Here is a 24,967-nt window from a genome sequence, read left to right as displayed (position 1 = left end):
TGCGCGAGGCGGTGGCGCCGCTCGCCGCCGCCGGCATCGTCGTCCTGTGCGCCGGCGTCGTCCTGATGGCTTTGGCCAAAGGCGGTACCAAGCCCCTGAGCCGGACGGGCCTCGGCCTCGCCCTGCTCACCGGCGTTCTGATCTCCGGCTACACCCTGGTGGACGGGCTCGGGGCGCGGGCGGCCGACGATCCGCACGCCTACGCGGCGGCGCTCTTCGTCATCGATGCCGTCCCGCTGCCGCTCTACGTCCTGTGGACCCGGGGCCGGGGCATCCTGGGTCTCGCGCGCGGCCTCGCCGTGCCGGGCCTCGGCGGCGGCCTCCTGGCGCTGGGCTCCTACTGGATCGCCATCTGGGCGATGACGGTGGCGCCCATCGCCCTGGTGGCGGCGACGCGGGAGACCAGCGTGCTGTTCGCCACCCTCATCGCCGTGCTGCTGCTCAAGGAGCCCCTGGTCACTGCCCGGGCCGTGGCGGCCGTCATCATCGTCGCCGGCATCGCCACCATGCGGCTGGCCTGACGGCTCCGCCTCGGTCGAGCGGAGACGGGATCAGGCGTCGAGGGCGCGAAAGCTCCGGGCGCCGAGGGGCGCGGGCACCGGCGTCACCGCGTCCCGGCGCTCGCGGCTGGCGCCGCGCATCAGGGCGAGGCCGGCGCCGAGGGCGAGGCCGAGGAGGAGGGCCAGGGGCAGCACCAGCTTGGGCGAGGGCGGCCAGCTGCGCAGGCGGGCCGGGGTGGCGGCCGAGATCACCCGGACGTTGGAGCTGTTGAGGCGCTCCTGCTCGGAGGTCTCACGCGCGCGCTTCAGGAAAGTCTCGTAGACCCCGCGCCGCGATTCGAGTTCGCGCTCGAGCTCGCGCAGGCCGACATTGGCCCGGTCGTTTCCGGCGGTCTCGACCTTGGCCCGCTCGAGGCTCTTCCGCACGGCCGCCTCGCTCGCCGACGCCCGGTCGTAATCCTTCTGCGAGGTGTCGATGATCCGCTCCTTCTCGCGCTGGATCAGGCGCTGGAGGTCGCGCTGCTGGGCGTATTGCTCGGCCATGGCCGGGTGGCGCTCGCCGAGCCGGGTCGCGAGTTCGGCGGTGTTGCGCGACAGGGTGGCGTAGGCCTGCCGCAGGTTCTGCATCTCGGTGGATTGCAGCATCTCGGGCAGGGCCGTGCCGGCCTCGCCCATGCGCATGCGCTTGGCCTGATCGAGGCGGGACTGCGCCTCGGCCGTGCGGATCGTGGCGGTGACGAGCTGCTGGTTGAGGTCGCTCAACTGCTGGTCGCTGAGCAGGCGGCCGCTCGTGGTCACGAGCTTGTTCGATTCCCGGTACTTCACCACCTTGCCCTCGGCCTCTTCGACCCCGCGCCGCAGGCTGACGAGGCGGCCGCCGAGGGCGTCGGAGGCGCGCCGCGCCGCCTCGGTCCGGGCGCGGGCCTCCTCGGCGAAGTAGGCGTCGCCGATGGCGTTGGCGATGCGCGCCGATTTCCCCGGATCGAGGGTCTGGACGTAGACGTCGATGACGAAGGTCCGCTCCGCCCGGCGCACGCCGAGCTTCGTCCGCAGGGTATCGAGGGCGATGTTGACGGGATCGCGGCTGGCCGCCGGCGGATCGAGCCCGAGGAGGTCCTTCACGCCGATGACGAGGGGGTTCGTCGAGGGCTCGCGGACGAATTCCGGGTCCGCGGTGAGATCGAGGCGTTCCACCACCCGGCGCAGGACGCTGTCGGATTGGATCACCCGCGCCTGGCTCTCGGCGATGGAAACGCCGCTGTCGGCCTGCGGCGAGCGGGTGCTGAGGTCGTTGGCGATGACGGCGAGATCCGTCGGATCGACGAGGATCTGGAGGACCGAGGTGTAGGTCGGCTTCAGGAGACCGAGCCCGGCGACCGCGAGGACCACCGCGACCACGCCGGACAGCACGATGAGGCCGGCGCCCCGCCAGAGCCGCCGCAGGATGAGGGCGACGTCGGGCGTCGCGGACGCGCGCTCCATCGCGATCGGTTCGCCCCGCATCGTCGTCCCGAAGTCGAACATCTGTCCCGTCCCCCGACCGTCCCGTCCCCGGGAAATCGCGCCCCGCGCCCCACTCGTTCATCCGGGGCCCTGTGCCGATCCGGCACAGAAACCTCGTTCGCCGACGAGGATCCGGGGTGATTCGCAGTCGGCGTGCCAGCCCCCCGTCCCGGTCGTCCCCCGCCCGCGACGGGCTCAGGGACGACGAGAACCCGGACGGCCGGAACCCGGGAACGCCCGGGGCGGTCCGCCGCGATCACCGGGAAAGACTAGGGACGCGGCGGTATAAGAAGACGCTATCGAGGCCCCGGCGCCCCCGCAGATTCCTGTGCGCAACGGGCACGATACGCCGGTATGGTGACCGAATTCCGGCCCGGGCGGCCTCAGCGCGCCGGAACCACCCCGTCCGGGTCGTGGGCGTAGGCGGCCGGCCCCCGGTCGAGGAAGGCACGGAAGCGGGCGGCGTCCCCCGCCGCGAGCCCGTTCCAGCGCGCGACATTGGCCCGCGACGCCGCCGGCGCTTCGGGGAGCCGCGTGCGCGCCCATTCGACGATGCGCCGGGCCGAGGCCGCCGGATCGTCCGGTGCGATGAACAGTGCGGAGGAGCCCAGGACCTCCGAGAACACCGCGCCCTCCGGGGCGACGACGGGCAGCCCGCCGTGCTGGACCTCGAGGAGCGGCAGGCCGAGGCCCTCGGCCTTCGATGTGGACAGCAGGAGGTGACAGCTTTCAGCCAAACGCCGCAGGCCGGCGTCGTCGACGTAGCCGTGCAGGGTCAGGAAGTCGGGCGGCGCGTCGAGGAAGGCGTGACGCCCCCAGCCGATCCGTCCGACCACGTGCAGCTCCGCCGGAATGCCGGCGGCGTTCAGGGCCGCCACGATGGCGATGGCCGCCGGGTAGTCCTTGCGCGGCTCGATGGTGCCGATGGCGAGGAGCCGCAGGGGGCTTGCCGGTTCGTAGGCCGCGTTCCGTGCCAGTCCGGCGAGGCCGAACACGTCGCGCACGGCCGGTCGCAGCAGGGCCACGAGGGCCTCGGGTCGGCAGACGTCACGGACGGCTTCGCCGGTGGTGCGGGAGTTGACGAGGAAGCGGCGCCCGAAGCGCATGGCGAAGGCGAAGCTCGGGGCCATGTAGAGCCGGCTCTTCCAGCTCAGGTCCTGGGGCCGGGTCAGCAGGAAGGTGTCGTGGACGTAGGCGATGCAGCGGTCGCCCAGGGCCACGGACAGGGGCCCCGGGGGGAAGCCGGGGAAGACGAACAAGGCCGAGGGGTCGCCGAGGGCCCGGGCCGGCAGGCCGATATGCTGGGCCAGCACCATCCCGGGAAGGCTGCGGCTGCGCACGGGCCGGACCTCGTGCGGCGCGAGGTTCTCCGGGGCGAACAGGTCGAGGGCGACCCGCTCGATGCCCGTGACGTGGCCGCGCAGGTTGGTCTGGTCGAGATAGACCCGGCGCGGCGGGGTTTCGGTGCTCATCGGTGGCGTCTCATGATCGGAGGCGCCTCATGGGCCCCGTGATAAGGCTGCTGACGTAGAGGCCGCGCCGGAGCCAGAGCGGCAGGTCGCGGCCGAGAACGGCGCGCTTGGCCCGGCGCAGCATCCGGATCGGGGCGGGGGAGGGGGCCGGCACGGTGCCGCTCTCGCCGGGGTGGCGATCGCGCGCGAAGGCGAATCGGCCGAGCAGGTCCGGGGAGAAGCGCAGGCGTCCGCCGGAGGCGGCGGGCAGGAGGCCGCGGGCGATCAGGACATCGTTGAACCGCAGGGCGGCCGAGGCGTGGCTGAACCGGTTCTCCAGGGCGATGCGCGCGTAGGCGCCCATGCGCCGGCGCAGGGGCGCGTCGTCGATGAGCTTCGCTAGGTCATCCGCCAGGGCCCCGGGCACCTGGGGCACGAGGATGCCCGAGACGCCGTCGATCACCGCCGTGGTCAGGCCGGAGGCCCGGTAGGCGACGGTGGGAATTCCGCACAGGCCGGCCTCCACGGGCGTCTGCCCGAGGGTCTCGTTGAGGCTCGCCGTGACGTAGATGTCGCAGGCGCTGTACCACTCCGCCAGGCCGGCCTCGTCGCCTATGGGCCCGACGGCCACGAGGTCGGGCAGGCCGAGGGCGGCCGGGTCGTCGAGGCGTCCCACGGCGACGAAGCCGACGCCCGGCCGCGCGATCCGGCGCAGGTTCGCGGCGAGGTCCGCGAAGCCCTTGCCCGGGGCGTCGGCGATGACGGCGGCGAACATTACCAGCACGCTGTCGGCGGGCAGGCCGAGGCGCCGGCGCAGGGCCGCCCGGTCCCCCGGCCGGAACGCCCCCGTGGGGAAGGCGAGATCGATGCGCGCGATCGCGGCGCCGGCCGGGGCGCAGGCCCGGGTGTAGGCCAGGGTCCAGGCGGAGTTCGCCAGGAGCAGGGGGCCGCCGGGCTCGGTCAGCAGCGCCCGCTTCTCCCCATGGATTCCGGCGATCCGGGACGGGGCGAGGTGGGGATACTGCGTCGAGGTCGGGCAGCGCGCATCGCAGCCCGTCGCGATGAGGGTGCATCCGCACGGAAACGCGCAGCGCCCGGTCAGGGGAAACAGGTCGTGCATCACGAGGGCGACCGGCAGGTGCCGCGCGAGGCGCGCGAGGACGGTCGGCCGGCGGGTCGCGCCGTGGATGTTGCCCGCGAGGAGGAGATCGTAGGCGCCGTCCCGGATGGCGGCCTCGGTCCGGGGAAAGCTGTCCTGCCACTCGGCCCCCGCCGGAACGGCCTCGTCGGCCAGCCGCAGATGCGTCACGCGATGGCCCGACAGGACCAGCGCCTCGGCGAGGCGGCGATGGGCGATGCCGGCGCCGCCGCCGGCGCCGTGGTCGGTGAGGGCGGCGATGGCGAGGCCCGAACCCGGCGGCGGCGCGTGCCGTCCGCCCGGGGCATGCTGGAGCAGGACCGGCCGCCCGATCCGGGCGAGGCGCGCACCGGCGAGGCGCGGCCACAGGTCGGCCACCGGGTGCGCCCGCGCGAGGTCGAGACCGCCCGCCCGTTGGACGGCCGTCCGCGACAGGAGGCACTCGCCGCCGGTGAACGCCGCGAGGGAACCGGCCGGGATGCCGCCGCCGTCGATGGGGCCGGGGGCCTGCGCGATGGCGTCGAGGCCGAGCACCCCGTCGTCGAAGACCACGCGCAGGCCGGTGACCACGTCCGGTGCCCCGGAGGAGGAATCCCCGAGGAACGCTTCCAGGCCGAGGGCGGTCAGGGCGCCCGGCGCCAGGAGGTCGCCGGCCCGCAGGACGAGGAGATAATCGACGGACGGATCGGACAGCAGGGCTTCGACGCGGGCTGCCGCGTCCGGCCCGGGCGGCACGTGGTGGTGATGCAGCGGCGCGTAACCCTGCGCGGCCACCGAGGCGTCGGTCGCCGGAAGGCCGGGGGCGTCGGGCCCCGCCGGCGTGAGGACGTGGATGCTGGGCCAGGGGCGGCCATCGGGCAAGGTCGCCGGACGCGGCGCGTCCGGGGCGCGGGGTCCGAAGGGCCACTGGGCGACGCCGTGACCATCGTGTTCGAGCATGGTGACGGTTGAGCCCGTGACTGACGATCGCCGGGAGATCGCACACCGACCCGGCCTCGGCCCATGGCCTGAGGTTAGGGACTAACTGTGAAGATTTGCTTGTTGCTCTCTGAGCCGGGAAGACCGGTTCCCCAAAGGAAACGCTGGTCGGAGTGGCAGGATTTGAACCTGCGACCCCCACGTCCCGAACGTGGTGCGCTACCAGACTGCGCTACACTCCGAAGGCCGGTGCGCTGCACCGACGAGCGGACCTATAGCGAGGCGGACGGCGCCCCGCAAGCGGATCGTTGGCGTGGGCGCGCGCTTTCTTCGAGGGCGCCGTGTCAGGGACCGGGCAGGCGCTCCGCCCAATCCGGGCGAAGGCGCCTGAGCGCGCAGGCGGCGCGGGGCGCCTCGATGGCCACGGCGCCGGTCACGCCCGGCGCCGGCGCGAGGGCGGTCAGGGTCCAGGCCGCCGCCGGGGCGTTGCGGCCGCCGATCTCCAGGATCGCCGGGGGGGCCGGCGGGATCGCGACGGCGAAGCCGTCGAGGGGCATCGACAGGCCGGCGCCGACCGCCTTCACGAAGGCTTCCTTGCCCGTCCAGCACGCGTAGAAGCCCGCCTCGATCGCCGGTCCGCAAGCGGCGAGGGCCGCGACCTCGCGCGGGTGAAAGTGCGCCCGCGCGATCCGCAGGGCGTCCGGCATCGGGCGGGGCACCTCGACATCGACGCCGATCCGCGCCGTCGTGGAGACCGCCACGAGGGCGTGCTCGCCCGAATGCGACAGGTTGAAACGCAGGCGCTCCGCCTCCGGACCGGCGAGCTCCGGCTTGCCGGAGGGCGATCGCGCGAAGGCCAGGGTTCGCGCATCCGCATCGAGGAGGCCGGCGAGGATGAGGCGCAGGGCCGCGTGGCACGCGATGAGGCGATCCCGGTCCTGGGCGCGCAGGAACCGATCGGCCCGATCGCGTTCGCGTCCGTCGAGAAGGGAGAGGCAGGCCGCGCGGCCAGCGGCGGAGAGGCACAGCCCGATGCTCCACACCGCGTGGCCGTCGTGCCAGGCCGGCTCGTCGACGGGCCAGTCGGCGTCCGTCATCGGCAGACCGGACCGACCGTTCATCGATCCCGGCGGATCGCCGCCGCGGCGCCATCGCGCCTGGCCGCCGCGATCAGCATCAGGAGATACCCGAGCTCCACGACGGCGAGGACGCCGAGGAGAAGACCGAAGCCCCCATGCAGCGTGAGCCGCTGATTCCAGGCGACGACCAGGACGGCGAGCACCGACGTGACGATCAGGGCGGGCAGCACCGTGATCGACGTCCAGGAAAAGGGAGCCGCCTCGTTCATGGTGATCGTCGTGCCGCGGAGCTCGAAGCCTAACGGGCTGGATCTGTCGGTCAATGGCCGGAGCGCGTCCGTTTCGACCGCGCGGCGCGGCCGCCACGACGGTCCGGACCGCCGCTTACGCGTAGACGTTGCCGGCCGTCTGCGGAAACCGCTCCGCCAGGGCCCGGCGCAGCTTCTCCAGGGCCCGGTTCTCGATCTGGCGCACGCGCTCCTTCGAGATGCCGAGACGCAGTCCCAGGGCCTCGAGGGTCGCCTGGTCCTCCGCCAGACGGCGCTCCTTGAGGATACGCAACTCGCGCTCCGACAGGACCGCCAGGGCCTCGTTGAGCCAAGTCAGGCGGCGCTCGCCGTCGACCTGGGCCGACACGGTCTCGTCGGGTAGGGCGGCGCCGTCCACGAGGAAGTCCATCCGCTCGGACGACGCCTCGCTTTCCTCGCCCACGGGCGCGTTCAGGGACATGTCCGGTCCCGACAGGCGCGCGTCCATGAGGGCGACGTCCTCACGCGAGACACCGATGGCCGTGGCGATGCGGCGGTGGATCTCGTCGCCGACATGCTCCTCGGTGGATTGCATGAGGCGTGCGCGCAAGCGCCGCAGATTGAAGAACAGGGCCTTCTGCGCCGAGCTCGTGCCACCGCGGACGATGGACCAGTTGCGTAGGATGTAGTCCTGGATCGAGGCGCGGATCCACCACGTGGCGTAGGTCGAGAACCGGACTTCCCGCTCCGGCTCGAACCGGGCGGCGGCCTCCATCAGGCCGACATGGCCTTCCTGGATGAGATCGGCCATGGGCAAGCCGTAATGGCGGAAGCGGCCCGCGATGGCGATGACGAGGCGCATGTGGGCCTCGATCAGGCCGTGCAGGGCGCGCTCGTCGCGCTTGTCCTTCCAACGGACGGCGAGACCACGTTCCTCGTCGCGCGCGAGAAAGGGCGCCTCCATCGCCGTGCGTATGAACTGACGCCGTATCCCAGCGATGTCCGCCATCCCCGCCTCCGCCACTTTGAAACGTTTGCTTCTGCTGCAAGGTCCGGATCGTCCCGCCGTCGAGATCGGTCTCGGGACCTTTGCATGGCGACTGACAACGGGACCGCAACGGCGATGGTTCCCGCAGCGCGGCAAGCCGGTCCTGCCCGGTCTCCGCGACGGCGCGGTGACGAAAACGAAAAAGCCCGGCGCTGATGCGCCGGGCTCGAACTCATCGAACGAGTTTCGAAGAGATCGCGGTTCAGGCCGCCTCTTCCTGAATGGTTTCGTCGCCCTCGGCCTCACCCTCGGCCTCCGCTTCGCCCTTGGCGCGGCGCGGCGACTTGGCGAGGCTCTGCTCGATGAGCTTCAGGGCCTCGGTCTCGGTGATCCGGTTGACGGCGGAGATCTCGCGCACGATCCGGTCGAGGGCGGCCTCGTAGAGCTGACGCTCGCTGTAGGATTGCTCGGGCTGGGCCTCGGAGCGGAACAGGTCCCGCACCACCTCGGTCACCGAGAGCAGGTCGCCGGAATTGATCTTGGCCTCGTATTCCTGGGCCCGGCGCGACCACATGGTGCGCTTGATCCGGGCGCGGCCGGTGAGGACGTCGAGGGCCTTCTTGACGAGTTCGGGCTCGGCGAGCTTGCGCATGCCGACGCTGTTGGCCTTCGCGGTGGGCACGCGCAGGACCATCTTGTCCTTCTCGAACGAGACGACGAACAGCTCGAGCTTGTAGCCGGCGATCTCCTGCTCCTCGATGGCGGTGATGCGCCCGACCCCATGCGCCGGATACACGACCGCTTCGCCGGTCTTGAAGCCTTGCCGGCCTGCTGCCGTCGTCTTCTTGGCTGTGGTCATGCGAGAAGCGCCTCCAGAACATCGCGCGGATTGATCGCCGCGCCGAACGGTAATCCCGGGGTCATTCACCCGGTCTCGGCCCGTTGGCCGAGGGTCCGGGCATCCACACGATGCCGAACCCGCGGTTTCCCAGGCCAGCCGACACAGCGCAACGAAGGACCGCCCGCCGAGGGTGTCGAGCACCCCAAGCGGTCGATCGCATGCGACCTCATTTTCTCAAGCTTGCGAGAGAGCCATCTGTCGAGGGCCGGAGGCAGCACGTCGAGCACGAACGACGGCAGGCGTCATGCATAGCACAATCGTGCCGCCGAATCAAAGGATTGCCGGCGCAGGCTCGCCCTAGGCGCGGGACGAATCCCTGTTGATCGTGCGTGTCCCGCACAGGTTCCGTCGCGTCCCGACCCCGGGAGGAGCCGAGGCGGTGGACTTGTCGAATCGCGCTGCTCGCGGTGCCCGTGCCGGCTCAGTCGCCGGTGCCGGGGCTCGCCGAGAAGTGCGCCTCGAACTTGCCGGAGACCCCGTCCCACTCCTTGGCGTCGGCGGGCGCATCCTTCTTCTGGGTGATGTTCGGCCAGGTCTTGGCGTAGTCGGCGTTGAGCTTCAGCCAGGTCTCGAGGCTCGGCTCGGTGTCCGGCTTGATCGCCTCGGCCGGGCATTCCGGCTCGCAGACACCGCAATCGATGCACTCGTCCGGATGGATGACGAGCATGTTGTCGCCCTCGTAGAAGCAGTCCACCGGACACACCTCGACGCAGTCCATGTACTTGCACTTGATGCAGTTGTCGGTGACGACGTAGGTCATGGGGCCTTCAAGTCCTCGATCCGCCCGGTCCGGGGCCTGGCTGGGCGTGTCAGCCCCGCCATCGGCCCGATGGCTTCGCGAATCCGTTGACGCTTTGGCTGGTGCGGTGCCCGCGCCGCCTGATGGGGCTGGCTCTAGACCCTGTCCGCAGGGCTGACAAGCGCGGCGGCCCGACCCGGTGCCGTCGATCGGCGCGGTGTCGTATGCGGGACACGGGGCCGGTCAGCCCCCGGCGGTGTCCGATGCACCCGGCGGGGCGTCGAGGGCGGCGTAGAGGGTCTGGGCTTCCGGGGCACCGCCGCGCCGTTCGCCGAGGTCGAGCACCCGGACGAGGGCGGTGGTGTGGGCCGCCGCCACGGTGACGACGTCGCCCACCGCGATGGCCGTGGCCGCCGCCTCGGCCCGGCGCCCGTTCACCCGGACGTACCCCTCCTCGACGAGGCGCGCCGCGAGGGTGCGGGTCCGCGCGAAGCGCGCGAACCACAGCCATTTGTCGAGACGCTGGCGCCCCGGCTTCATGACCCTTTGGGCGCCGCGGCGCTCGGCGTCATGGGCGCCTCAGCGCTTGTTGCCGTCGCCCGCCTCGAGCTGCGCCTTGAGGGCGGCGAGCTTGGCGAAGGGCGAATCCGGGTCCGGGGCCCGCTCGCGGCGCTGCGGGCGCGGCTCGTCGCGCGGCGCGGCGCGGGGCTCGTCGCGCCGGTCGGGACGGGTCCGGCCGGGCTCGAAGCGTTCGCGGCGCTGCGGGCGACCGTTCTCGGGGCGGCCACCCTCGCGGCGTCCTCCCTGCTCGCCGGGCGGGCCGCTGCGCGGACGCGCTTGTCCGTCAGGTGCGCCGGCCCCGGCCTGTCGGCGCTGGTCCGGGCGGCCCTCACCGGGCGCGCGGTTGGCCGGGGCTCCGTCACGGTCGCGGCCTCCGCCGTGCGGGCGGTTCTGACGCGGGGCGCTGCGCTGCTGACGCTGGAGACGCCAGACCTCGACGGTGGCGATTTCGGCGGGCGTTTCCTCACCCTCGGTCGCGCCCTCTTCGGCCGCCTGACCTTCGGAGACCTGCTCCTCGGGGCCTTCGGACAAGGTCGCCTCGCTCGGCTCCTCGGGCAAACCGGCGAGGCTTGCGGCCTCCGCCACGGGCTCGGGCGACGCCTCCGTCGCGGCGGGCTCGGCCTCGACCGTTGCCAGCGGCTCGGCGGGCGCTGCCTCCGCGGACGATCCCACGGCGGATTCGGGCGGGGCAGCCTCGATCGGGTTCTCGACGGCCGGTGTGGCGACGGCGTCGGCCGTGGAGCCGGGCGCGGCGGCGGGGTCTTCGGTCGTGGCAGGCGTTTCGGCCGTCACCGGCTCCCCGCCCTCCGTGCCGCCTTCGGCCTCCTGGGACGTCTCGGTCGGGCCTGCGGCGTCTTCTGCCGGTGCCGCCTCGCTCGCGGTTTCGTCGCCGGCCGCACCCTGCGCCGGGACAGGGGCCTGGACCGGTTGGGTCGAAGCCGCCGGCAGCAGCGGCACGGTGATGGCCGGGCCCGGACGGGTCTCGGCGGCGTAGCCGAGGGATTTCAGGATCGAGGCGAAATCCTCGCCCGAGCAGCCGACGAGCGAGGTCATGCCGACGGTGGCCACGAAGGCGTCGCCATCGGCGGTGCCGACGGGGGCCTCGCCCGGCGTGGTGCCGGGGCGGTAGGCGATGGCCGGACGGATGAGGTCGGCCAGGCGTTCGAGGATGTCGACGCGCACGGCGCGCTCGCCGCACACCCAGAAGCCAGCGGCGCGGTAGAGGCCCTTGGCGATCTCGGGATCGACCTTGATGGAGGTGCGGCCGGAGCTCGCCAGATGGGCGATCTCGTCGAGGCCGCGCTGGTCGAGGCCGCCGTTCTTCAGGGCCCAGAGCTGGGCCGCGAGCGTCCGGGGCGCCGGCTTCAGGAGGGCCGGCAGGAAGATGTGGTAGGCGCCGAAGCGCACCCCGTGGCGGCGCAGCGCCCCGCGGCCCTCCTGATCGAGGGTGCGCATCTCGTGCATCACCTTGGCGCGCTCCAGGACGCCGAGGGACTCGACCACCTGGTAGCCGATGCCCTTGGCGAGGCCCGTGAGGTCGGCCGCCGTCTCGATCTCCATGAGGGGCCCGAGCAGGCGCACCACGTGGGCTTTCAGCCAGGCGACGAGGCGGGCCTCGACCTTGTCGCGGGCCGGCCCCGTGAGCTGCTCGTCGGCGAGCAGGCGCACGTGCGGCTCGAACAGCTTGTCGCCGGGGACGAGCTTCGCCACCGGATCGCCGGTCCAGCGCACGACGCCGTCGTGGCTCAGGACCAGGGACGCGTCGGCGGCCGCCGAGAACCGCTCGGCGCGGGCCTCGATCTCGCCCGCGAGCGCCTTCTCGGCCGCGCTGCGGAGGGTCTTGGCCTCATGCCCCTCCGCGCCGGGGTCCGGGACGAACTGGAAGCCATGCAGATGGCCGACATGCTGTCCCTCGACGGTAACGTCCCCGCCGGCGGTGATCTCAGCTTCCAACATCGTATTCTCTCTCAAGCGCCGCATCAGGACGCTGGTACGCCGATCGACGAAACGGCTGGCAAGGCGTTCGTGCAGGGCGTCGGACAGCCTGTCCTCTACCCGACGCGTCTCGCCCTGCCAATGCACCGGATCGATGAGCCAATCCGGCCGGTTCGCCACGAAGGTCCAGGTCCGCCCCTGCGCGATGCGCTGGGAGAGCGCGTCGATGTCGCCGTCGGTGCGGTCGATCATGGCGACGTGCTTGGCGAACCAGTCGTTGGGGATGCGCCCGGCCATGCCCCGCATGAGGAACCGGAACAGCTGGGCGACGAGGTCGGCATGGGTCTGGGGATGGACCTTGCGGTAGTCCGGCACGCCGCAGACGTCCCACAGGCGCTTCACGTTCGCGGGCGTGGAGGCCATGTCGCGGATGTCGTCCTCACGCATGAGGATCTCGAGGGCCGACTGGTCCTCCCCCATGGGCGCCCGGGTGAGGCCGCGTTCGCGCGGGTGCTCGTCCAGACTCTCCTGCAGGGCCTTGAGGGAGGAGAAGTCGAGGTCCGGGTTGCGCCATTGCAGCACCCGCAGGGGCTCGAAATCGTGGGTCTCCAGGGCCTCGATCATCTCGGGCTCGAAGGGGGCGCAGCGCCCGGTGGAGCCGAAGGTGCCGTCGGAGAGGTGGCGCCCGGCGCGCCCCGCGATCTGGCCCATCTCCGGGGGCGTCAGCTTGCGGAACCGCGTGCCGTCGTATTTCCAGTTCGCCGCGAAGGCGACGTGGTCGACGTCGAGGTTGAGGCCCATGCCGACGGCGTCCGTGGCGATGAGGTAATCGACCTCGCCCGACTGGTAGAGCTCCACCTGGGCGTTGCGGGTGCGCGGCGACAGGGCGCCGAGCACCACCGCCGCCCCGCCGCGCTGGCGCCGGATCAGCTCGGCGATGGCGTAAACTTCTTCCGCCGAGAAGGCCACGATGGCCGTGCGCCGGGGCAGGCGGCCGAGCTTCTTCTCACCCGCGAAGGTGAGCTTGGAGAGCCTGGGCCGCGTCGTCGTGTGGATGCCGGGGATGAGGGACTGCACGAGCGGCAGCATCGTCGAGGAGCCGATGAGCAGGGTCTCCTCGCGCCCGCGCTGGTGCAGCAGGCGGTCGGTAAAGACGTGGCCCCGGTCCATGTCGGCGGCGAGCTGGATCTCGTCGATGGCAACGTAGGCGACGTCGAGGTCGCGCGGCATCGCCTCGATGGTCGAGATCCAGTAGCGCGGCCGGTCGGGTTTTATTTTTTCCTCACCCGTGACGAGGGCGACCTTGTCGGCCCCGACCTTGGCGACGACCCGCAGGTACACCTCCCGCGCCAGCAGCCGCAGGGGCAGGCCGATCATGCCCGTGGGGTGGGCGAGCATCCGTTCGATGGCGAGGTGGGTCTTGCCGGTGTTGGTCGGCCCGAGCACCGCCGTGACGCCGCGTGCGCGGGCCTGCGGGGGGAGGGAGGGGCGGAGCATGGGCGCGGGGCGGTCCCTTCGGCGAGTCAGGCCGGCGACGGGGAACGTGTCGCGCGGGAAAGGCCCGGTCAGTCGTCCCGGCGCGGGCGACGTGGCAGGCGACGCTCATATGGGGCGCCATCCCCGCCTGCGCCAAGCCCATCGCGGCCCACGCCGTCCGCGTCGTATCCGCCGCCCGACAGGCCCGGCACGCCGTAGATCTCGATTCGGGTCCGGTCCGGCGGGGCGGCGAGATCGGCGCAGAGGGTGTCGGGCATGGCGATCAGCGGCCCGCGCCTTGGGGCACGCCCCTCCACCACCTCGGCGGACGAATAGGCGTTGCCGCCGCAGCCGGTGTCGTCGGTGCTCAGGGGCGCGCCGAGGGCGGGGCCGGCGGCGAACCAGACCAAGAGGCTGAAAAGGCTGCGGCGCATCCCCGTGTCAGCGCTGGTCGCCGAGGCTCGCCAGGGTGCCGGTCGCGGCGGCCGGATTGGTCGCCGTGGTCGTGGTGCCGCCGCTGCGGGCCCAGCGCGTCGCCTCGATGATGTTGGTGCCGATGGTGGTGCGCACGGAGATGCGGATCGGCAGGAGCACGCGGGTGCCCTCCACGGGGGCGAGCCACACGGACATGTCGCGGTTGTCCTCCATGAACTTCACCCCCGGCCGGTCCGGCCGGTGGCCCGCGATGGCCTGGTAGCGGGCGTTGCACACGAGGATCGGCCCCGAATAGCCGGGCTTTTCCACCGTGCGGGTCTCGCCGTAGCTCAGCACCACGTCGAATCGGGTCGCGCCGTCGAAGACCGGCAGGGTGCGGTTGCAATTGGCCGGGTCGATGAGCTCGCCCCGCGCCACCGCCGGCATCATCAGGGCGCTCGCGGGATCGATGACGCCGCGCTTGTTCTCCGCCGTGATCGGCACGCGGTCGCCCATGTCGACCAGCGGCGGTGTGATCTCGGCCTGGGTGACGGTGCCGCGCGCCAGCGCCATGCGCACGGCGATGCCGGAATTCGAGGTTTTCGTGGAGATGGCGAAGGCGCTGGGCTGCGGTCCGGTGGCGATGAGGCCGCTGGCCCGCGCCGAGCCTATGCCCCCCGTCACCGCGCCGACGAGGCCCGTGAGGCGGGCCGAGACGTCCATGCGGTAGCGCGTGCTCTCGAAGGCTCCCGTCACCTGCGCGGTGCCGATGGGAATGCCGGCGAGCGCGATGCCGTAATCGACGGTGACGTTGGCGGGCGCCGCCGCCTTCGGACGCGCCTGCGCCGTGGGCATCGCCAGGGCGAGGGCGGCGAGGGAGACGAGACTGGCGCTGAGGAGGCGCATGGCGCACATGTGAGGAACTCGGGGTGCTGCGAGGATGCCCGGTCGAGACGCGTCCGGGTCCGTGTTCCCGCATCGTCCGCCCCCATGGTTAACACATCGTTGGAGGGCGGTCAGCTTGAGCGTGCCGCGTGCGAAAAAGCGCGTGCTGCCTTGACGGCGGGGGCACCCTTCCCCTATAGGCTCGCGCCTTCAATGAGAACGCCGCTCCACCGGGCTTGGCGTGCGTGAGACCCGTCTCCGGGTGTCCCGCCATCGCCCTGTCGGACACGCGGAACGAACCGGGAAGTCAAATTATGTCGCGCCGTTGCGAACTCACGGGCAAAGCCGTGCAGACCGGCCACCTCGTGAGCCACTCGAACCGCAAGACCAAGTGCCGGTTCCTGCCGAACCTGTGCCAGGTCACCCTGCAGTCGGACGCCCTGAAGCGCCGGGTGCGCCTGCGCGTCACCGCCCACGCCCTGCGCTCCGTCGAGCACCGCGGCGGCCTCGACGCCTTCCTCATCAAGGCCCGCGAGATCGAGCTGTCGCAGACCGCGCGCCTGATCAAGCGCGAGCTGCACAAGAAGCTCGCCGAGGTCGAGACCCCCGTCGCCGCCTGAGGCCGACGGGCCGGCCTTCGGGCCGGTTCACACGATCGCATGTCGAAACCGCCGGCCGCTTGAATGCGGGCGGCGGTTTTGTCGTGGTTCAGGCGGATGTTGACCCTGCCTCCGCGGACCTGTACCGATCGGTACAGCGTCGGCGAATCGGCGCGCCGAGGAGCCCGCATGTCCGACGCCCGTCCGCCCCTTCCGCCGTTCACTAGGCTGACCGCAATCCAGAAGGTCCGCGCCGCCGAGAACGGCTGGAACGGCCGCAACCCCGACAAGGTCGCCCTGGCCTACACGGCCGACAGCCGCTGGCGGAACCGCTCGGAGTTCTTCGAGGGCCGCCCGGCCATCGTCGCCTTCCTGACGGCGAAGTGGGCGCGTGAGCACGAGTACCGCCTCATCAAGGAAATCTGGGCTCACGGCGACGACCGCATCGCCGTGCGCTTCGCCTACGAGTTCCACGACCCCGACGGGGCGTGGTTCCGCGCCTACGGCAACGAGAACTGGGAGTTCGACGCCAACGGCCTCATGCGGGTGCGCCACGCCAGCATCAACGATCTAGCCATCGCCGAATCGGAGCGCCTGTTCCGCTGGGACGCCCAGGGGCCGCGCCCGGACGATCATCCCGGGCTCACCGACCTCGGGCTGTGACGAAGCCCACCGGGGCGCGGGCGGCGGCGATCCCGGCGCTGGCGGAGGTGTTTCGCGAGCACGGCTATGCCGGCGCCAGCCTGGCGCTCCTCGGCGAACGGGCCGGGCTCGGCAAGGGCAGCCTCTACCACGCGTTCCCGGGCGGCAAGGCCGAGATGGCGGACGCCGTCCTCGACAGCATCGGCGCGTGGTTCGAGGCCGAGATCTACTCGGCCCTGCGGGACGATCCCGACCCGCACGCCGCCATCCGCCGGATGCTGTCGGAGACCGACGCGTATTTCCGCTCGGGCCGGCGCGTCTGCCTCGTCGGCGCCTTCGCCCTGTCGGACGGGCGCGACCGCTTCGCGGAGCGGATCGCCGGCTACTTCGCGGCCTGGCGGGATGCCCTCGCGGGAGCGCTGCACCGCGCCGGCCGGGCGGAGGCGGAGATTCTGGCCGAGGACGCCGTCCTGTCGATCCAGGGCGGCCTCGTCCTCGCCCGCGCCCTCGACGACCCGGACGTGTTCGGGCGCCTGCTCGGTCGCCTGGAGCGGCGGCTGTGCGCCGCGCCGTGATCCAGGGAAGCGCGGACGTCGCGCGGGCAATACGGGGCTCGTCCGCTCAAGCCGCCGCCAGGGTACGGCCACGGGCCGCCGCGAGCACCGCGTCGGCCGGGACATTCACCCAGGTGCCGCCGTCCGCGCCCGGATTCGCCCGCACCCAGTCGCCCGCGATCCGGTAGCCGAGGGTGTAGCCGAGCCAGCGCGGATATCGGCCCCCGGCCCCGAAGAACCAGGCCGCGTGATCGTGGCCGCGCGCCGCCAGGGCCGCCCCATCGGGGCGATGGGCCGCGATGGCGGCGTCATCGACGGCGCATTCCCACGGTTCGGGATCGGAGCCGAACAGGTGCTGCACGAATCGGCCCGCCAACCCTTCGCTGACCAGCGCCTCGCCCAGGGTCCAGCCGTAGCCGGGTCCCGCCATGCGCAGGCAATGATGCACCTCGTGCGCCACGGTCCGATGGATATCCCCATCCGTCAGCGCACGTTCGAAGTTGGGGTTGGCCGGATCGATGGTCAGGGACAGCAGGCCCGCATGGTAGGCCCGACCGCCCGTCCCGGTCTCGGGGATCACTTCGTCCGCCCGACGCTGCACGAGGATGTCGAGGGGGCGCACCGGCATCATGCCCACGATGGCACGCTTGGCGACCTCCACCTCCGCGGTGATCGCGTCGCGCCAGGGGCCGAGGTCGCCCGACGCTTCGAGCCAATGCAGGTGCCACGTCATCGCCGGGTCCGGATCGGTTCTGATGCCTCGGTGAGAGAGCACCGAGTTTGACCGACGACGGCCGCTGCCGCAACGCCCGCGTGCAGCCGTGCGCGGCTGAAACCGCGCCCGGTGGTGTCCTAGCGCCGGCCTCCCGCCCGCGCGGCCTTGCGGGGAGCGCCGCCGCCGGCATCCTCCTCGAACAGCTCCGCCAGCTTCTCCGTCATCGCGCCGCCGAGTTCCTCGGCATCGATGATGGTCACGGCGCGCCGGTAGTAGCGCGTCACGTCGTGGCCGATGCCGATGGCCAGGAGCTCGACGGGGGAGCGGGCCTCGATGTCTTCGATCATCCAGCGCAGGTGGCGCTCGAGGTAGTTGCCGGGATTGACCGAGAGGGTCGAGTCGTCGACGGGCGCACCGTCGGAGATCACCATGAGGATCTTGCGCTGCTCCGGCCGGGCGATGAGGCGCTTGTGGGCCCAGTCGAGGGCCTCGCCGTCGATGTTCTCCTTGAGCAGCCCCTCGCGCATCATCAGCCCGAGGTTCTTTCGCGCGCGCCGCCAGGGGGCATCGGCACTCTTGTAGACGATGTGGCGCAGATCGTTGAGGCGGCCCGGGGCGTTGGGCTTGCCCGACGCCAGCCACGCCTCGCGCGACTGCCCGCCCTTCCAGGCGCGGGTGGTGAAGCCCAGGATCTCCACCTTCACGCCGCAGCGTTCCAGGGTCCGCGCCAGGATGTCGGCGCAGGTGGCCGCCACCGTGATCGGCCGGCCGCGCATGGAGCCGGAATTGTCGAGCAGGAGCGTCACCACCGTATCGCGAAAATTCGTGTCCTTCTCCTGCTTGAAGGAGAGGGGCTGGAACGGGTCGGTGACGACGCGCACGAGGCGGGCCGGATCGAGCTGGCCCTCTTCGAGGTCGAAATCCCAGGCGCGGTTCTGCTGGGCGAGCAGCCGGCGCTGGAGCCGGTTGGCGAGGCGCCCGACCACGCCCTGGAGATGGGCGAGCTGCTTGTCGAGGTAGGTCCGCAGGCGCGCGAGCTCCTCGGCGTCGCAGAGCTCCTCGGCGTGGATCACCTCGTCGAAGCGGGGGTTGAACACCTTGTATTCGGGACCGCGCGCCTCGTTGCCCCGCGACGAGGGCGGACGCCAGGCCTCGGACGCCTCCTCCGACTCGGCGTTCTCGGCCTCTTCCGGCAACTCGCCCGATGGCGCGTCGGCGGATTCGGTGGCGCCCTCCTGGAGGTCGTCGGAGGCCTCTTCCGAGACCTCCATCTCGGCGCGGTCGCCCTGGGACTGCTCCTCGGCGTCGCCCTCGCTCGGGGTCTGCTCGTCGTCCTGGGACTCGCCCTCGTCCTCGTCGTTGTCGTCGTCCTCGGGGTCGAACGGCGTCTCGTCGGCCATGTCGAGGGAGGTGAGGAGGTCGCGCACGGAGCGGGCGAAGGCGCGCTGGTTCTCCAGCGTCCCGATGAGCCCGTCGAGGTTCGGCCCGGCCTTGTCCTCGATATGGGCGCGCCACAGGTCGACGATCTTCTGCGCCGCCGGCGGCGGCGCCTGTCCGGTGAGGCGCTCGCGCACCATGAGGGCGACGGCGTCCTCCATGGGGGCGTCGGCCCGGTCGGTGATGTCCTCGTACTTGCCGCCGCGGTGATAGCGGTCCTCCAGCATGGCCGAGAGGTTGGAGGCGACGCCCGACATGCGCCGCGCGCCGATGGCCTCGACGCGGGCCTGCTCGACGGCGTCGAACACCGCCCGCGCGCCCGAATTCTCCGGGGCCAGGCGGCGGTGGACGGCCACATCGTGACAGCCGAGCCGCAGGGCCATGGAATCGGCGTTGCCGCGCAGGATCGCCACGTCCGCCGGCGTCAGCTTGCGCGGCGGCTCGGGCAGGCGCGCCTTGTCGCCCGCGAGCGCCGGCCGGTCGCTGGCATAGACCACCTCGATCTCGGAGCGCTTGGCGATGGCGCGCAGGCACCCGGCCACCGAGCGCTTCAGCGGTTCGGCGATCGGCTCGCGGCGGTCGCCGGCTTTGCGGTTGGAGATCGACATACTTGAATCAGTCACCGTCTAGTGCGAACGGGCGTGTCATGATGGCGGTCCAGTCGTAGGGACAGGACATCGGCAGGGATTTGGAGGGGACGCGCATCTCGCGTGCCGCCCGAAGCCGCGCCAAGCGAAACCCGTCTTCGATGGCTTCATCGAGCCGCGACATCAAACTCGGGTTCTTTCGAAGTTGCTTCTCCGCACGGAGCCGGTGCTCCTCGATGCTGAGTGCCCAGCTTCGCGAGCGTCTGTTGGGCTGGTGATCCCACTTGAGCATGTGGAGAAGAACAAGCTCCAGGGCACCTTCGAGCTTGTTGTACTGCTCCGCGCCCACGTCGCTCAGTTCCTCGGCGATGTTACTGAGATCGAGCGCGTCGAGGGAGCCTGCGCGGAGCAGCGCCACCTGTTCCTCGACCCAACCATAGAGATCGTCCGTATAACGCATGGATCGCTCGCGCGGCACCGCGCCCTGATCGGGGACCATCTGACCGGACTTGTACGTGAGGATTGCCATGGCTTGGCTCATCACTTCGGGGGATCGACCGCGAACGGCCTCTCCAGCAGTTCGTCCCAGGAGTAGGGGCATTCCTCCGGAAATTCATCCAGCGGCAGATGGGTTTCCTCCGCCGCCCAGTCGCGCGAACTTGGGTAGGCCCGTGCCAGGGCCTCGTCGACCCGCGGTTTGAGGCCCGGATTGTCCAAGAGGACGGTGTGGTAGCGCCGACGCTGCTCACGGATCGAGAAGACCCAGCTTCGCGTGCGGTGCTCCGCCTGCTGGTCCCACTTCAGCATATGCATCACCAGGACCCGGAGGGCGCTTTGAAGCTTGGCGAATTCGCTCTTCGACAATCCCTCCAGCTCCTCCGCCACATGCACGCGATCGAGGTCGTCGAGCTGGTTCGCCCGCAGAAGGCCGGCCTGCTCGACGAGCCACGAATAGAAATCATCCTCGTAGCGCGCGCGGTGGGTGGCGCGTTCCGGGGATGACATCGTCGCGGTCTCGCCCTTCACAGCCGGCTCGCCCATCGCGTCCTCCGTCAGAAAATTCCCTAGCTCAGGGCCACGTTCGAGGCGCTCTCGGGCAGGTCCTTGCCGAAGGCGCGCTGGTAGAATTCCGCCACGAGGGTGCGCTCGAGCTCGTCGCACTTGTTGAGGAACGTCACCCGGAAGGCGAAGCCGATATCCTGGAAGATGTCGGCGTTCTCGGCCCAGGTGATCACCGTGCGCGGGCTCATCACCGTCGAGAGGTCGCCGTTCATGAACGCGTTGCGGGTCAGATCGGCGACGCGCACCATCTTGCTGACGATCTCGCGGCCGCCGTCGCGCTGGTAGTGCACGGCCTTCGACAGCACGATGTCGACCTCGCGGTCGTGGGGCAGGTAGTTCAGGGTCGTGACGATGGACCAGCGGTCCATCTGGCCCTGATTGATCTGCTGGGTGCCGTGATAGAGGCCCGACGTGTCGCCGAGGCCCACCGTGTTGGCGGTGGCGAACAGGCGGAAGGCGGGGTGAGGGCGGATGACCCGCTTCTGGTCGAGCAGGGTCAGGCGGCCCGAGAGTTCGAGCACGCGCTGGATCACGAACATCACGTCGGGCCGGCCGGCATCGTACTCGTCGAACACCAGGGCGACGTTGTTCTGCAGCGCCCAGGGCAGGATGCCGTCCTGGAAGGCGGTGATCTGCTTGCCCTCCTGCAGGACGATGGCGTCCTTGCCGACGAGGTCGATGCGCGAGACGTGGCTGTCGAGGTTGATCCGGATGCACGGCCAGTTCAGGCGCGCGGCGACCTGCTCGATATGGGTCGACTTGCCGGTGCCGTGATAGCCCGTGACCATGACGCGGCGGTTGCGGGCGAAGCCCGCCAGGATCGCCAGGGTGGTTTCCCGGTCGAAGATGTAGTCCGGGTCGAGGTCGGGCACATGCTCGTCGGTCTTCGTGAAGGCCGGCACCATGAGGTCGAGGTCGATGCCGAAGGCCTCGCGCACGGAGACGGTCCGGTCGGGCAGCGAGGCGGGCGAGACGTCAGAGAGCATACGGGACCTCGTGGAGCGGGCGCCGGCGGGGCCGGAACACGCGGGGCTGTGTCGGGCGAGAGGGGGCGCGGCCCGTGCGGAACCGCGTTCGCCCCGCCATCTAGGGGACGGCGCCGGGGGACGCCAAGGGTGGTTCGCCACGATATAGGGCGGCCCACGCCGATTGCCGCCCCGGACCAAGCATGCCGGAGCCCGAAAGATCGCATGGATCGTGCCGCGCCAAGCCTTCGCGCTCAGCAGAGGCCGGCGGCGCGGAGCGCATCGTGGGCGCGGATGATGTCGCGCAGGCGCTCCTCGAACGAGCGGTCGCCGCCGTTGGCGTCGGGGTGGAAGCGCTTCACCAGCACCTTGTACTGCGCCTTGATCGCTGCCGAATCGGCGTTCTCGTCGAGGCCGAGCACGTCCAGCGCCTTGAGGGTGGCCGAGGAATGACGCGGCCGGCGCGGCTCGGGCGCCGCTTTCCGCCGGGCGGTCTCGCCGACGCCCTCGGCGCGCAGGATGTCGAGGGGATCGACGTAGGCCCAGTCGCGGGTGGCCTCGGGCTTCGGCTTGCCCGAGGCGGTGGCCGGGTTCACGCCCATGGCCCAGGTCGGGCGGTGGCCGATGATGGCGTCCTTCTGGAAGGCCTGCACGGCGGCGTCGTTCATGCCGTCGAAGTAGTTGTACGTGGCGTTGTAGGCCTTCACGTGGTCCATGCAGAAGCGCCAGTACTGCCCTTCCGCCTTGCGGCCCTTGGGGGCGCGGTAGAGGCCGGGGTTCTTGCAGCCGGGCGTGTCGCAGCCCTGCGCCGATGCCTGCGCCGACCCCTTCGCCGACCCCTTCTTGGGCTCGTCGCAGGTGGGCTTGATGCGGATGCTGTCGAACAGGGGCGAGTTGAGATCCATGATGGGGCGATTATGAGAGGGCGGGTCGCAGACACAAGAGCGCCGGGCCTGATGCCGCATGCCGCCATCGGGGGTTGACGGCGGCGGCGCCCGCGACGCCCGGACGAGCAGGCCGCGAACGGCAAGCGCGTCCCGAACGGAATCACGGATCAGGCCGGAGGAAATCGCACGATGACGACCATGAGAGACTGGATCGACGAGACCCTGCGGACGCACCTCGCGCCGACGCATCTCGACGTGATCGACGAATCGCACCTGCATGCCGGCCATTCCGGGGCGCGGCCCGAGGGCGAGACGCATTTCCGGGTCGAGGTCGTGTCGGCGGCCTTCGACGGCAAGAGCCGGGTCGAGCGCCACCGCATCGTCAACGGCGCCCTCGATCCGGCGTTCAAGCGCGGCCTGCACGCCCTGGCGGTCCGCGCCCGGACGCCGTCCGAAGCCGCCTGATTCTCAACGCCGGAGCGAGATCCCGTGGCGCTTCAGTGCACGCCCCAGATCGCCATCGACGAGGCGGAGCTCGACGAGACCTTCGTGCGCGCCTCGGGTCCGGGTGGGCAGAACGTCAACAAGCTCTCCACGGCCGTGCAGCTGCGCTTCGACGCGCGGCGCTCGCCGTCCCTGCCCAACGCCGTGGCGGTGCGGCTCATGCGCCTCGCCGGCCGGCGCCTGACCCTCGACGGGATCATCGTCATCTCGGCCCAGCAGCACCGGACCCAGGACCGCAACCGGGCCGATGCCCGCGAGCGCCTCGCCGCCCTGGTGGCGGAGGCCGCCGTGCCGCCGACCCCGCGCCGGGCCACCCGCCCGACGCTGGCCTCGAAGAAGCGCCGCCTCGAGGACAAGTCGAAGCGCTCCGACACCAAGCGCCTGCGCGGGGATCGCGGCGACGCGTGATCCCCGCGCAGGCCCGCCTCAGGACGTCGGGGCGGCGGTGCCGTCCGGCGGATGATGCTCGACCTCGCCGCTGACATAGGCGCTGCCGGGCTTGGCGATGGTGAGCACCAGGGCGATGACCGCGAGCAGCGCCGCGAGGGCCGCCGGAAACAGGAACGCGTCCTCGCCGTAGTGGAGTTGCAGCACGCCGCCGATGACCGCGCCGGTGCTCAGCGCCGCCCACAGGGGTGCCTGAATCCAGAACGACGGCGCGACGACGCCCAGGAGCAGGTTGGCGAGCCCGGTCCCGAACCGCACCACGGCGCCGGTGACGTAGGTGAGCGCCAGGCTGCGGCCGCCCTCGTCCTGCAGGGTCGCGTTCTGGAGGCCGAGCGCGATGACGATGGGGTAGGCGTGGAGCGGGAACGCGAAGGTGCCGTGCGGCACGATGAGCCCGACGGTGAGCAGGACCGCCTGGAGCAGCAGCAGCACGGACAGGCGCCAGCGCCCGACCCAGGCGGCGATGAGCGTGCCCGCGAAGGCGCCGAAGCAGAACAGGATGATGACGGAGGCGACGCGCGAGGTGCTCTCCCAGTCGAACCGGCTCACCGAGACGCCGAACCGCGTCGTGTTTCCGCTCATGAACGACATGAACAGCTGCGAGAATTCGAGGAAGCCGATGGAATCGGCACAGCCCGCCACGGCCGACAGGGCGAGGGCGAACGGGATGCGTGTCCGCGCACTGGCGGGAAACGCCTTGCTCTGCGGGTCTGCCATTGAATCTCCCAAGAACGGCTGCGGTGGGGGGGATGCCGGAACCCTTACGCGCCCAAGCGCGCGAAGGGGTTCATGAGCGTCGCTGAATCCGCCCATGGCGTGCCGCGCGGCACCTGTCCACCGTTCCGGCTTACCGGAGCGGGATGATCTGCTGACTTTCCCGTGACCCGGGCCGGCGCGCGACGACGATGCGCCCGGACACGGGCAGACCGCGCTCCCGGCGGATGGCCGCCGGATCGAGGCAATCGAGGATGAGGCCGGCCTGGGTCACGGCATCGCGGACCAGGGCGTCACCGTGGGCGTAGCGGGCGTCGGCCCCGAGGATGAGGCCGTCGCCCGCATGCGACTGCACGCTGAAGGCGAGGCGCCCGTTCGGCCGCAGGACCCGCGCGGCGCCGGCGAGAAGGCCCGTGAGCGCGCCGACATAGATCATCACGTCGGCGGCGGTGACGAGGTCGGTCCCCGCCTCTTCCGCCGCGGCGAGGCCGGCGACGAGGTCGCCCTCGACGAGGCGGGCGTAGCGTTTCCCCCGCGCGGCCTGCGCCAGCATGAGGGGCGAGAGGTCGATGCCGGTGAGGTGCCGCGCCCGGTCGCCCAGGGCGGCGCCCATGAGTCCGGTGCCGCAGCCGAGGTCGAGCACGGACTCATAGGCCGCCGGCGCATCCGGCAGGGCGTCGAGGGCCGCCACCATGAGCTCCGGCGCGCGGTAGGCGAGATCGTCGACGAGGTGGCGCTCGAACCGGGACGCATAGGCGTCGAACAGGGCGCGGATATAGGCCGGCGAGATCGCCCCCAGGACGTCGCCGCCGCCAGCGCCGATCTGCGCCAGCGCCAGCCGGGCGCCCTGGGTGTCGTCGGGGTCGAGGTCGAGGGCCGCCGCGTAGGCGCGCAGCGCCGCGTGATGGTCCCGCAAGTCGCCATGGGTGACGTAGTGCGCCTCCCGCGCCCGGCCTAGCAGAAACCAGGCCGGGGCGTAGCGGGGCGCGATCTCGAGGGTCTGCTCGGCCATCTCGGCGGCACCCAGCGCGTCGCCCTCGGCGAGGCACCCTTCCGCGTAGGCGTAGCGTCTGTCGGCGAGGAACTCGCCGGAACCGGAGGGGCGCGACATGCTGGGT

25 protein-coding genes, 1 tRNA gene and 1 pseudogene are annotated in these 24,967 nt (G+C 71.4%); 6 read left to right on the top strand and 21 right to left on the bottom strand.

Annotated elements, in window-relative coordinates:
• A pseudogene (locus MKK49_RS08690) lies at positions 1–521 on the top strand (EamA family transporter); the annotation flags it as partial.
• A gap of 30 nt (positions 522–551) precedes the next feature.
• Here MKK49_RS08690 and MKK49_RS08685 read toward each other — a convergent pair.
• The 13 genes from MKK49_RS08685 to MKK49_RS08625 form a co-directional block, all read right to left on the bottom strand.
• The gene (locus MKK49_RS08685) at positions 552–2,024 is read right to left on the bottom strand and encodes a GumC family protein (protein WP_244027745.1); all 1,473 of its coding nucleotides are present in this window, start codon (positions 2,022–2,024) and stop codon (positions 552–554) included.
• Between the two features lie 362 nt (positions 2,025–2,386).
• A complete protein-coding gene (locus MKK49_RS08680) occupies positions 2,387–3,475 on the bottom strand; it encodes a glycosyltransferase (protein WP_244027744.1) in 1,089 nt (362 codons plus the stop codon).
• Between the two features lie 10 nt (positions 3,476–3,485).
• Entirely contained in the window at positions 3,486–5,531 is a 2,046-nt protein-coding gene (locus MKK49_RS08675) for a glycosyltransferase (protein WP_244027742.1), read from the bottom strand.
• Positions 5,532–5,675: 144 nt separating this feature from the next.
• Positions 5,676–5,752 (bottom strand) — tRNA-Pro (locus MKK49_RS08670).
• A gap of 102 nt (positions 5,753–5,854) precedes the next feature.
• Positions 5,855–6,631, bottom strand: a complete 777-nt coding sequence (locus tag MKK49_RS08665) for a 4'-phosphopantetheinyl transferase family protein (RefSeq protein ID WP_244027741.1) — start codon at positions 6,629–6,631, stop codon at positions 5,855–5,857.
• Positions 6,628–6,858: a hypothetical protein gene (locus MKK49_RS08660; RefSeq protein WP_244027740.1), complete on the bottom strand. Its 231-nt coding sequence runs from the start codon at positions 6,856–6,858 to the stop codon at positions 6,628–6,630. Before MKK49_RS08660 ends, MKK49_RS08665 begins: the two co-directional genes overlap by 4 nt.
• 115 nt (positions 6,859–6,973) lie before the next feature.
• On the bottom strand, positions 6,974–7,846 hold the full coding sequence (locus tag MKK49_RS08655) for an RNA polymerase factor sigma-32 (RefSeq protein WP_056087229.1): 873 nt from the start codon (positions 7,844–7,846) through the stop codon (positions 6,974–6,976).
• A gap of 241 nt (positions 7,847–8,087) precedes the next feature.
• Complete coding sequence (locus MKK49_RS08650) at positions 8,088–8,684, bottom strand: CarD family transcriptional regulator (RefSeq protein WP_244027739.1); 597 nt, start codon at positions 8,682–8,684, stop codon at positions 8,088–8,090.
• 463 nt (positions 8,685–9,147) lie between these two features.
• Positions 9,148–9,486 carry a ferredoxin FdxA gene (gene fdxA / locus MKK49_RS08645; protein WP_244027738.1) on the bottom strand — a complete coding sequence of 113 codons (339 nt, stop codon included), beginning with the start codon at positions 9,484–9,486 and terminating at the stop codon, positions 9,148–9,150.
• Between the two features lie 222 nt (positions 9,487–9,708).
• Positions 9,709–10,005, bottom strand: coding sequence for an RNA-binding S4 domain-containing protein (locus MKK49_RS08640; protein WP_244027737.1), 297 nt, complete (start codon positions 10,003–10,005; stop codon positions 9,709–9,711).
• Positions 10,006–10,044: 39 nt separating this feature from the next.
• A complete protein-coding gene (locus tag MKK49_RS08635; protein ID WP_244027736.1) occupies positions 10,045–13,458 on the bottom strand; it encodes a helicase-related protein in 3,414 nt (1,137 codons plus the stop codon).
• A 68-nt stretch (positions 13,459–13,526) separates the two neighbouring features.
• The gene (locus MKK49_RS08630) at positions 13,527–13,871 is read right to left on the bottom strand and encodes a hypothetical protein (RefSeq protein WP_244027734.1); all 345 of its coding nucleotides are present in this window, start codon (positions 13,869–13,871) and stop codon (positions 13,527–13,529) included.
• Positions 13,872–13,878: 7 nt separating this feature from the next.
• Positions 13,879–14,766, bottom strand: a complete 888-nt coding sequence (locus MKK49_RS08625) for a DUF3108 domain-containing protein (protein ID WP_244027732.1) — start codon at positions 14,764–14,766, stop codon at positions 13,879–13,881.
• 284 nt (positions 14,767–15,050) lie between these two features.
• Here MKK49_RS08625 and rpmB point away from each other — a divergent pair, with 284 nt between their 5' ends.
• From rpmB to MKK49_RS08610, 3 genes are all read left to right on the top strand, one after another.
• The gene (gene rpmB / locus MKK49_RS08620) at positions 15,051–15,356 is read left to right on the top strand and encodes a 50S ribosomal protein L28 (protein WP_056087207.1); all 306 of its coding nucleotides are present in this window, start codon (positions 15,051–15,053) and stop codon (positions 15,354–15,356) included.
• A gap of 168 nt (positions 15,357–15,524) precedes the next feature.
• A complete protein-coding gene (locus MKK49_RS08615; RefSeq protein ID WP_244027730.1) occupies positions 15,525–15,998 on the top strand; it encodes a DUF1348 family protein in 474 nt (157 codons plus the stop codon).
• Positions 15,995–16,552 (top strand): TetR/AcrR family transcriptional regulator, encoded by a 558-nt coding sequence (locus tag MKK49_RS08610; protein ID WP_244027728.1) that lies wholly within the window; start codon positions 15,995–15,997, stop codon positions 16,550–16,552. The genes MKK49_RS08615 and MKK49_RS08610 overlap by 4 nt, the downstream gene beginning before the upstream one ends.
• 46 nt (positions 16,553–16,598) lie before the next feature.
• On the opposite strand, the gene MKK49_RS08605 is transcribed toward MKK49_RS08610, so the two are convergent.
• The 6 genes from MKK49_RS08605 to MKK49_RS08580 all read right to left on the bottom strand — a co-directional run bounded on the left by MKK49_RS08605 (position 16,599) and on the right by MKK49_RS08580 (position 22,202).
• Positions 16,599–17,264, bottom strand: a complete 666-nt coding sequence (locus MKK49_RS08605; protein WP_244027726.1) for a DUF2268 domain-containing putative Zn-dependent protease — start codon at positions 17,262–17,264, stop codon at positions 16,599–16,601.
• Positions 17,265–17,383: 119 nt separating this feature from the next.
• Positions 17,384–19,291, bottom strand: coding sequence for a cobaltochelatase subunit CobT (cobT, locus tag MKK49_RS08600; RefSeq protein WP_244027724.1), 1,908 nt, complete (start codon positions 19,289–19,291; stop codon positions 17,384–17,386).
• 7 nt (positions 19,292–19,298) lie between these two features.
• Complete coding sequence (locus tag MKK49_RS08595) at positions 19,299–19,799, bottom strand: DUF29 domain-containing protein (protein WP_244027723.1); 501 nt, start codon at positions 19,797–19,799, stop codon at positions 19,299–19,301.
• A gap of 11 nt (positions 19,800–19,810) precedes the next feature.
• Positions 19,811–20,311 carry a DUF29 domain-containing protein gene (locus tag MKK49_RS08590; protein ID WP_244027722.1) on the bottom strand — a complete coding sequence of 167 codons (501 nt, stop codon included), beginning with the start codon at positions 20,309–20,311 and terminating at the stop codon, positions 19,811–19,813.
• Between the two features lie 23 nt (positions 20,312–20,334).
• Entirely contained in the window at positions 20,335–21,318 is a 984-nt protein-coding gene (gene cobS, locus MKK49_RS08585) for a cobaltochelatase subunit CobS (RefSeq protein WP_244027721.1), read from the bottom strand.
• 233 nt (positions 21,319–21,551) lie between these two features.
• A complete protein-coding gene (locus MKK49_RS08580; protein ID WP_244027720.1) occupies positions 21,552–22,202 on the bottom strand; it encodes a J domain-containing protein in 651 nt (216 codons plus the stop codon).
• A 171-nt stretch (positions 22,203–22,373) separates the two neighbouring features.
• Here MKK49_RS08580 and MKK49_RS08575 point away from each other — a divergent pair, with 171 nt between their 5' ends.
• Together MKK49_RS08575 and arfB are read left to right on the top strand one after the other, a co-directional pair.
• The gene (locus tag MKK49_RS08575) at positions 22,374–22,649 is read left to right on the top strand and encodes a BolA family protein (RefSeq protein WP_244027719.1); all 276 of its coding nucleotides are present in this window, start codon (positions 22,374–22,376) and stop codon (positions 22,647–22,649) included.
• Between the two features lie 24 nt (positions 22,650–22,673).
• Positions 22,674–23,096, top strand: a complete 423-nt coding sequence (gene arfB / locus MKK49_RS08570; RefSeq protein WP_244027718.1) for an alternative ribosome rescue aminoacyl-tRNA hydrolase ArfB — start codon at positions 22,674–22,676, stop codon at positions 23,094–23,096.
• Between the two features lie 18 nt (positions 23,097–23,114).
• On the opposite strand, the gene MKK49_RS08565 is transcribed toward arfB, so the two are convergent.
• Entirely contained in the window at positions 23,115–23,852 is a 738-nt protein-coding gene (locus tag MKK49_RS08565) for a YoaK family protein (protein WP_244027717.1), read from the bottom strand.
• A gap of 130 nt (positions 23,853–23,982) precedes the next feature.
• Positions 23,983–24,960, bottom strand: coding sequence for a class I SAM-dependent DNA methyltransferase (locus tag MKK49_RS08560; RefSeq protein WP_244027714.1), 978 nt, complete (start codon positions 24,958–24,960; stop codon positions 23,983–23,985).
• Positions 24,961–24,967 lie beyond the last annotated feature (7 nt).

The organism is Methylobacterium sp. J-090 (genome assembly GCF_022829345.1).
In the GTDB taxonomy this organism is placed as follows: Bacteria; Pseudomonadota; Alphaproteobacteria; order Rhizobiales; family Beijerinckiaceae; genus Methylobacterium.
Note: the sequence above shows the minus strand (reverse complement) of the source record. Positions and strands in the feature narration are given on the sequence as shown.

Excerpts from the sequence above, each read along its gene's own strand:
- MKK49_RS08685 (WP_244027745.1), bottom strand. The coding sequence starts at position 2,024 with ATGTTCGACTTCGGGACGACGATGCGGGGCGAACCGATCGCGATGGAG.
- MKK49_RS08680 (WP_244027744.1), bottom strand. The coding sequence starts at position 3,475 with ATGAGCACCGAAACCCCGCCGCGCCGGGTCTATCTCGACCAGACCAAC.
- MKK49_RS08675 (WP_244027742.1), bottom strand. The coding sequence starts at position 5,531 with ATGCTCGAACACGATGGTCACGGCGTCGCCCAGTGGCCCTTCGGACCC.
- MKK49_RS08665 (WP_244027741.1), bottom strand. The coding sequence starts at position 6,631 with ATGAACGGTCGGTCCGGTCTGCCGATGACGGACGCCGACTGGCCCGTC.
- MKK49_RS08660 (WP_244027740.1), bottom strand. The coding sequence starts at position 6,858 with ATGAACGAGGCGGCTCCCTTTTCCTGGACGTCGATCACGGTGCTGCCC.
- MKK49_RS08655 (WP_056087229.1), bottom strand. The coding sequence starts at position 7,846 with ATGGCGGACATCGCTGGGATACGGCGTCAGTTCATACGCACGGCGATG.
- MKK49_RS08650 (WP_244027739.1), bottom strand. The coding sequence starts at position 8,684 with ATGACCACAGCCAAGAAGACGACGGCAGCAGGCCGGCAAGGCTTCAAG.
- fdxA (WP_244027738.1), bottom strand. The coding sequence starts at position 9,486 with ATGACCTACGTCGTCACCGACAACTGCATCAAGTGCAAGTACATGGAC.
- MKK49_RS08640 (WP_244027737.1), bottom strand. The coding sequence starts at position 10,005 with ATGAAGCCGGGGCGCCAGCGTCTCGACAAATGGCTGTGGTTCGCGCGC.
- MKK49_RS08635 (WP_244027736.1), bottom strand. The coding sequence starts at position 13,458 with ATGCTCCGCCCCTCCCTCCCCCCGCAGGCCCGCGCACGCGGCGTCACG.
- MKK49_RS08630 (WP_244027734.1), bottom strand. The coding sequence starts at position 13,871 with ATGCGCCGCAGCCTTTTCAGCCTCTTGGTCTGGTTCGCCGCCGGCCCC.
- MKK49_RS08625 (WP_244027732.1), bottom strand. The coding sequence starts at position 14,766 with ATGTGCGCCATGCGCCTCCTCAGCGCCAGTCTCGTCTCCCTCGCCGCC.
- rpmB (WP_056087207.1), top strand. The coding sequence starts at position 15,051 with ATGTCGCGCCGTTGCGAACTCACGGGCAAAGCCGTGCAGACCGGCCAC.
- MKK49_RS08615 (WP_244027730.1), top strand. The coding sequence starts at position 15,525 with ATGTCCGACGCCCGTCCGCCCCTTCCGCCGTTCACTAGGCTGACCGCA.
- MKK49_RS08605 (WP_244027726.1), bottom strand. The coding sequence starts at position 17,264 with ATGACGTGGCACCTGCATTGGCTCGAAGCGTCGGGCGACCTCGGCCCC.
- cobT (WP_244027724.1), bottom strand. The coding sequence starts at position 19,291 with ATGTCGATCTCCAACCGCAAAGCCGGCGACCGCCGCGAGCCGATCGCC.
- MKK49_RS08595 (WP_244027723.1), bottom strand. The coding sequence starts at position 19,799 with ATGGCAATCCTCACGTACAAGTCCGGTCAGATGGTCCCCGATCAGGGC.
- MKK49_RS08590 (WP_244027722.1), bottom strand. The coding sequence starts at position 20,311 with ATGGGCGAGCCGGCTGTGAAGGGCGAGACCGCGACGATGTCATCCCCG.
- cobS (WP_244027721.1), bottom strand. The coding sequence starts at position 21,318 with ATGCTCTCTGACGTCTCGCCCGCCTCGCTGCCCGACCGGACCGTCTCC.
- MKK49_RS08580 (WP_244027720.1), bottom strand. The coding sequence starts at position 22,202 with ATGGATCTCAACTCGCCCCTGTTCGACAGCATCCGCATCAAGCCCACC.
- MKK49_RS08575 (WP_244027719.1), top strand. The coding sequence starts at position 22,374 with ATGACGACCATGAGAGACTGGATCGACGAGACCCTGCGGACGCACCTC.
- MKK49_RS08565 (WP_244027717.1), bottom strand. The coding sequence starts at position 23,852 with ATGGCAGACCCGCAGAGCAAGGCGTTTCCCGCCAGTGCGCGGACACGC.
- MKK49_RS08560 (WP_244027714.1), bottom strand. The coding sequence starts at position 24,960 with ATGTCGCGCCCCTCCGGTTCCGGCGAGTTCCTCGCCGACAGACGCTAC.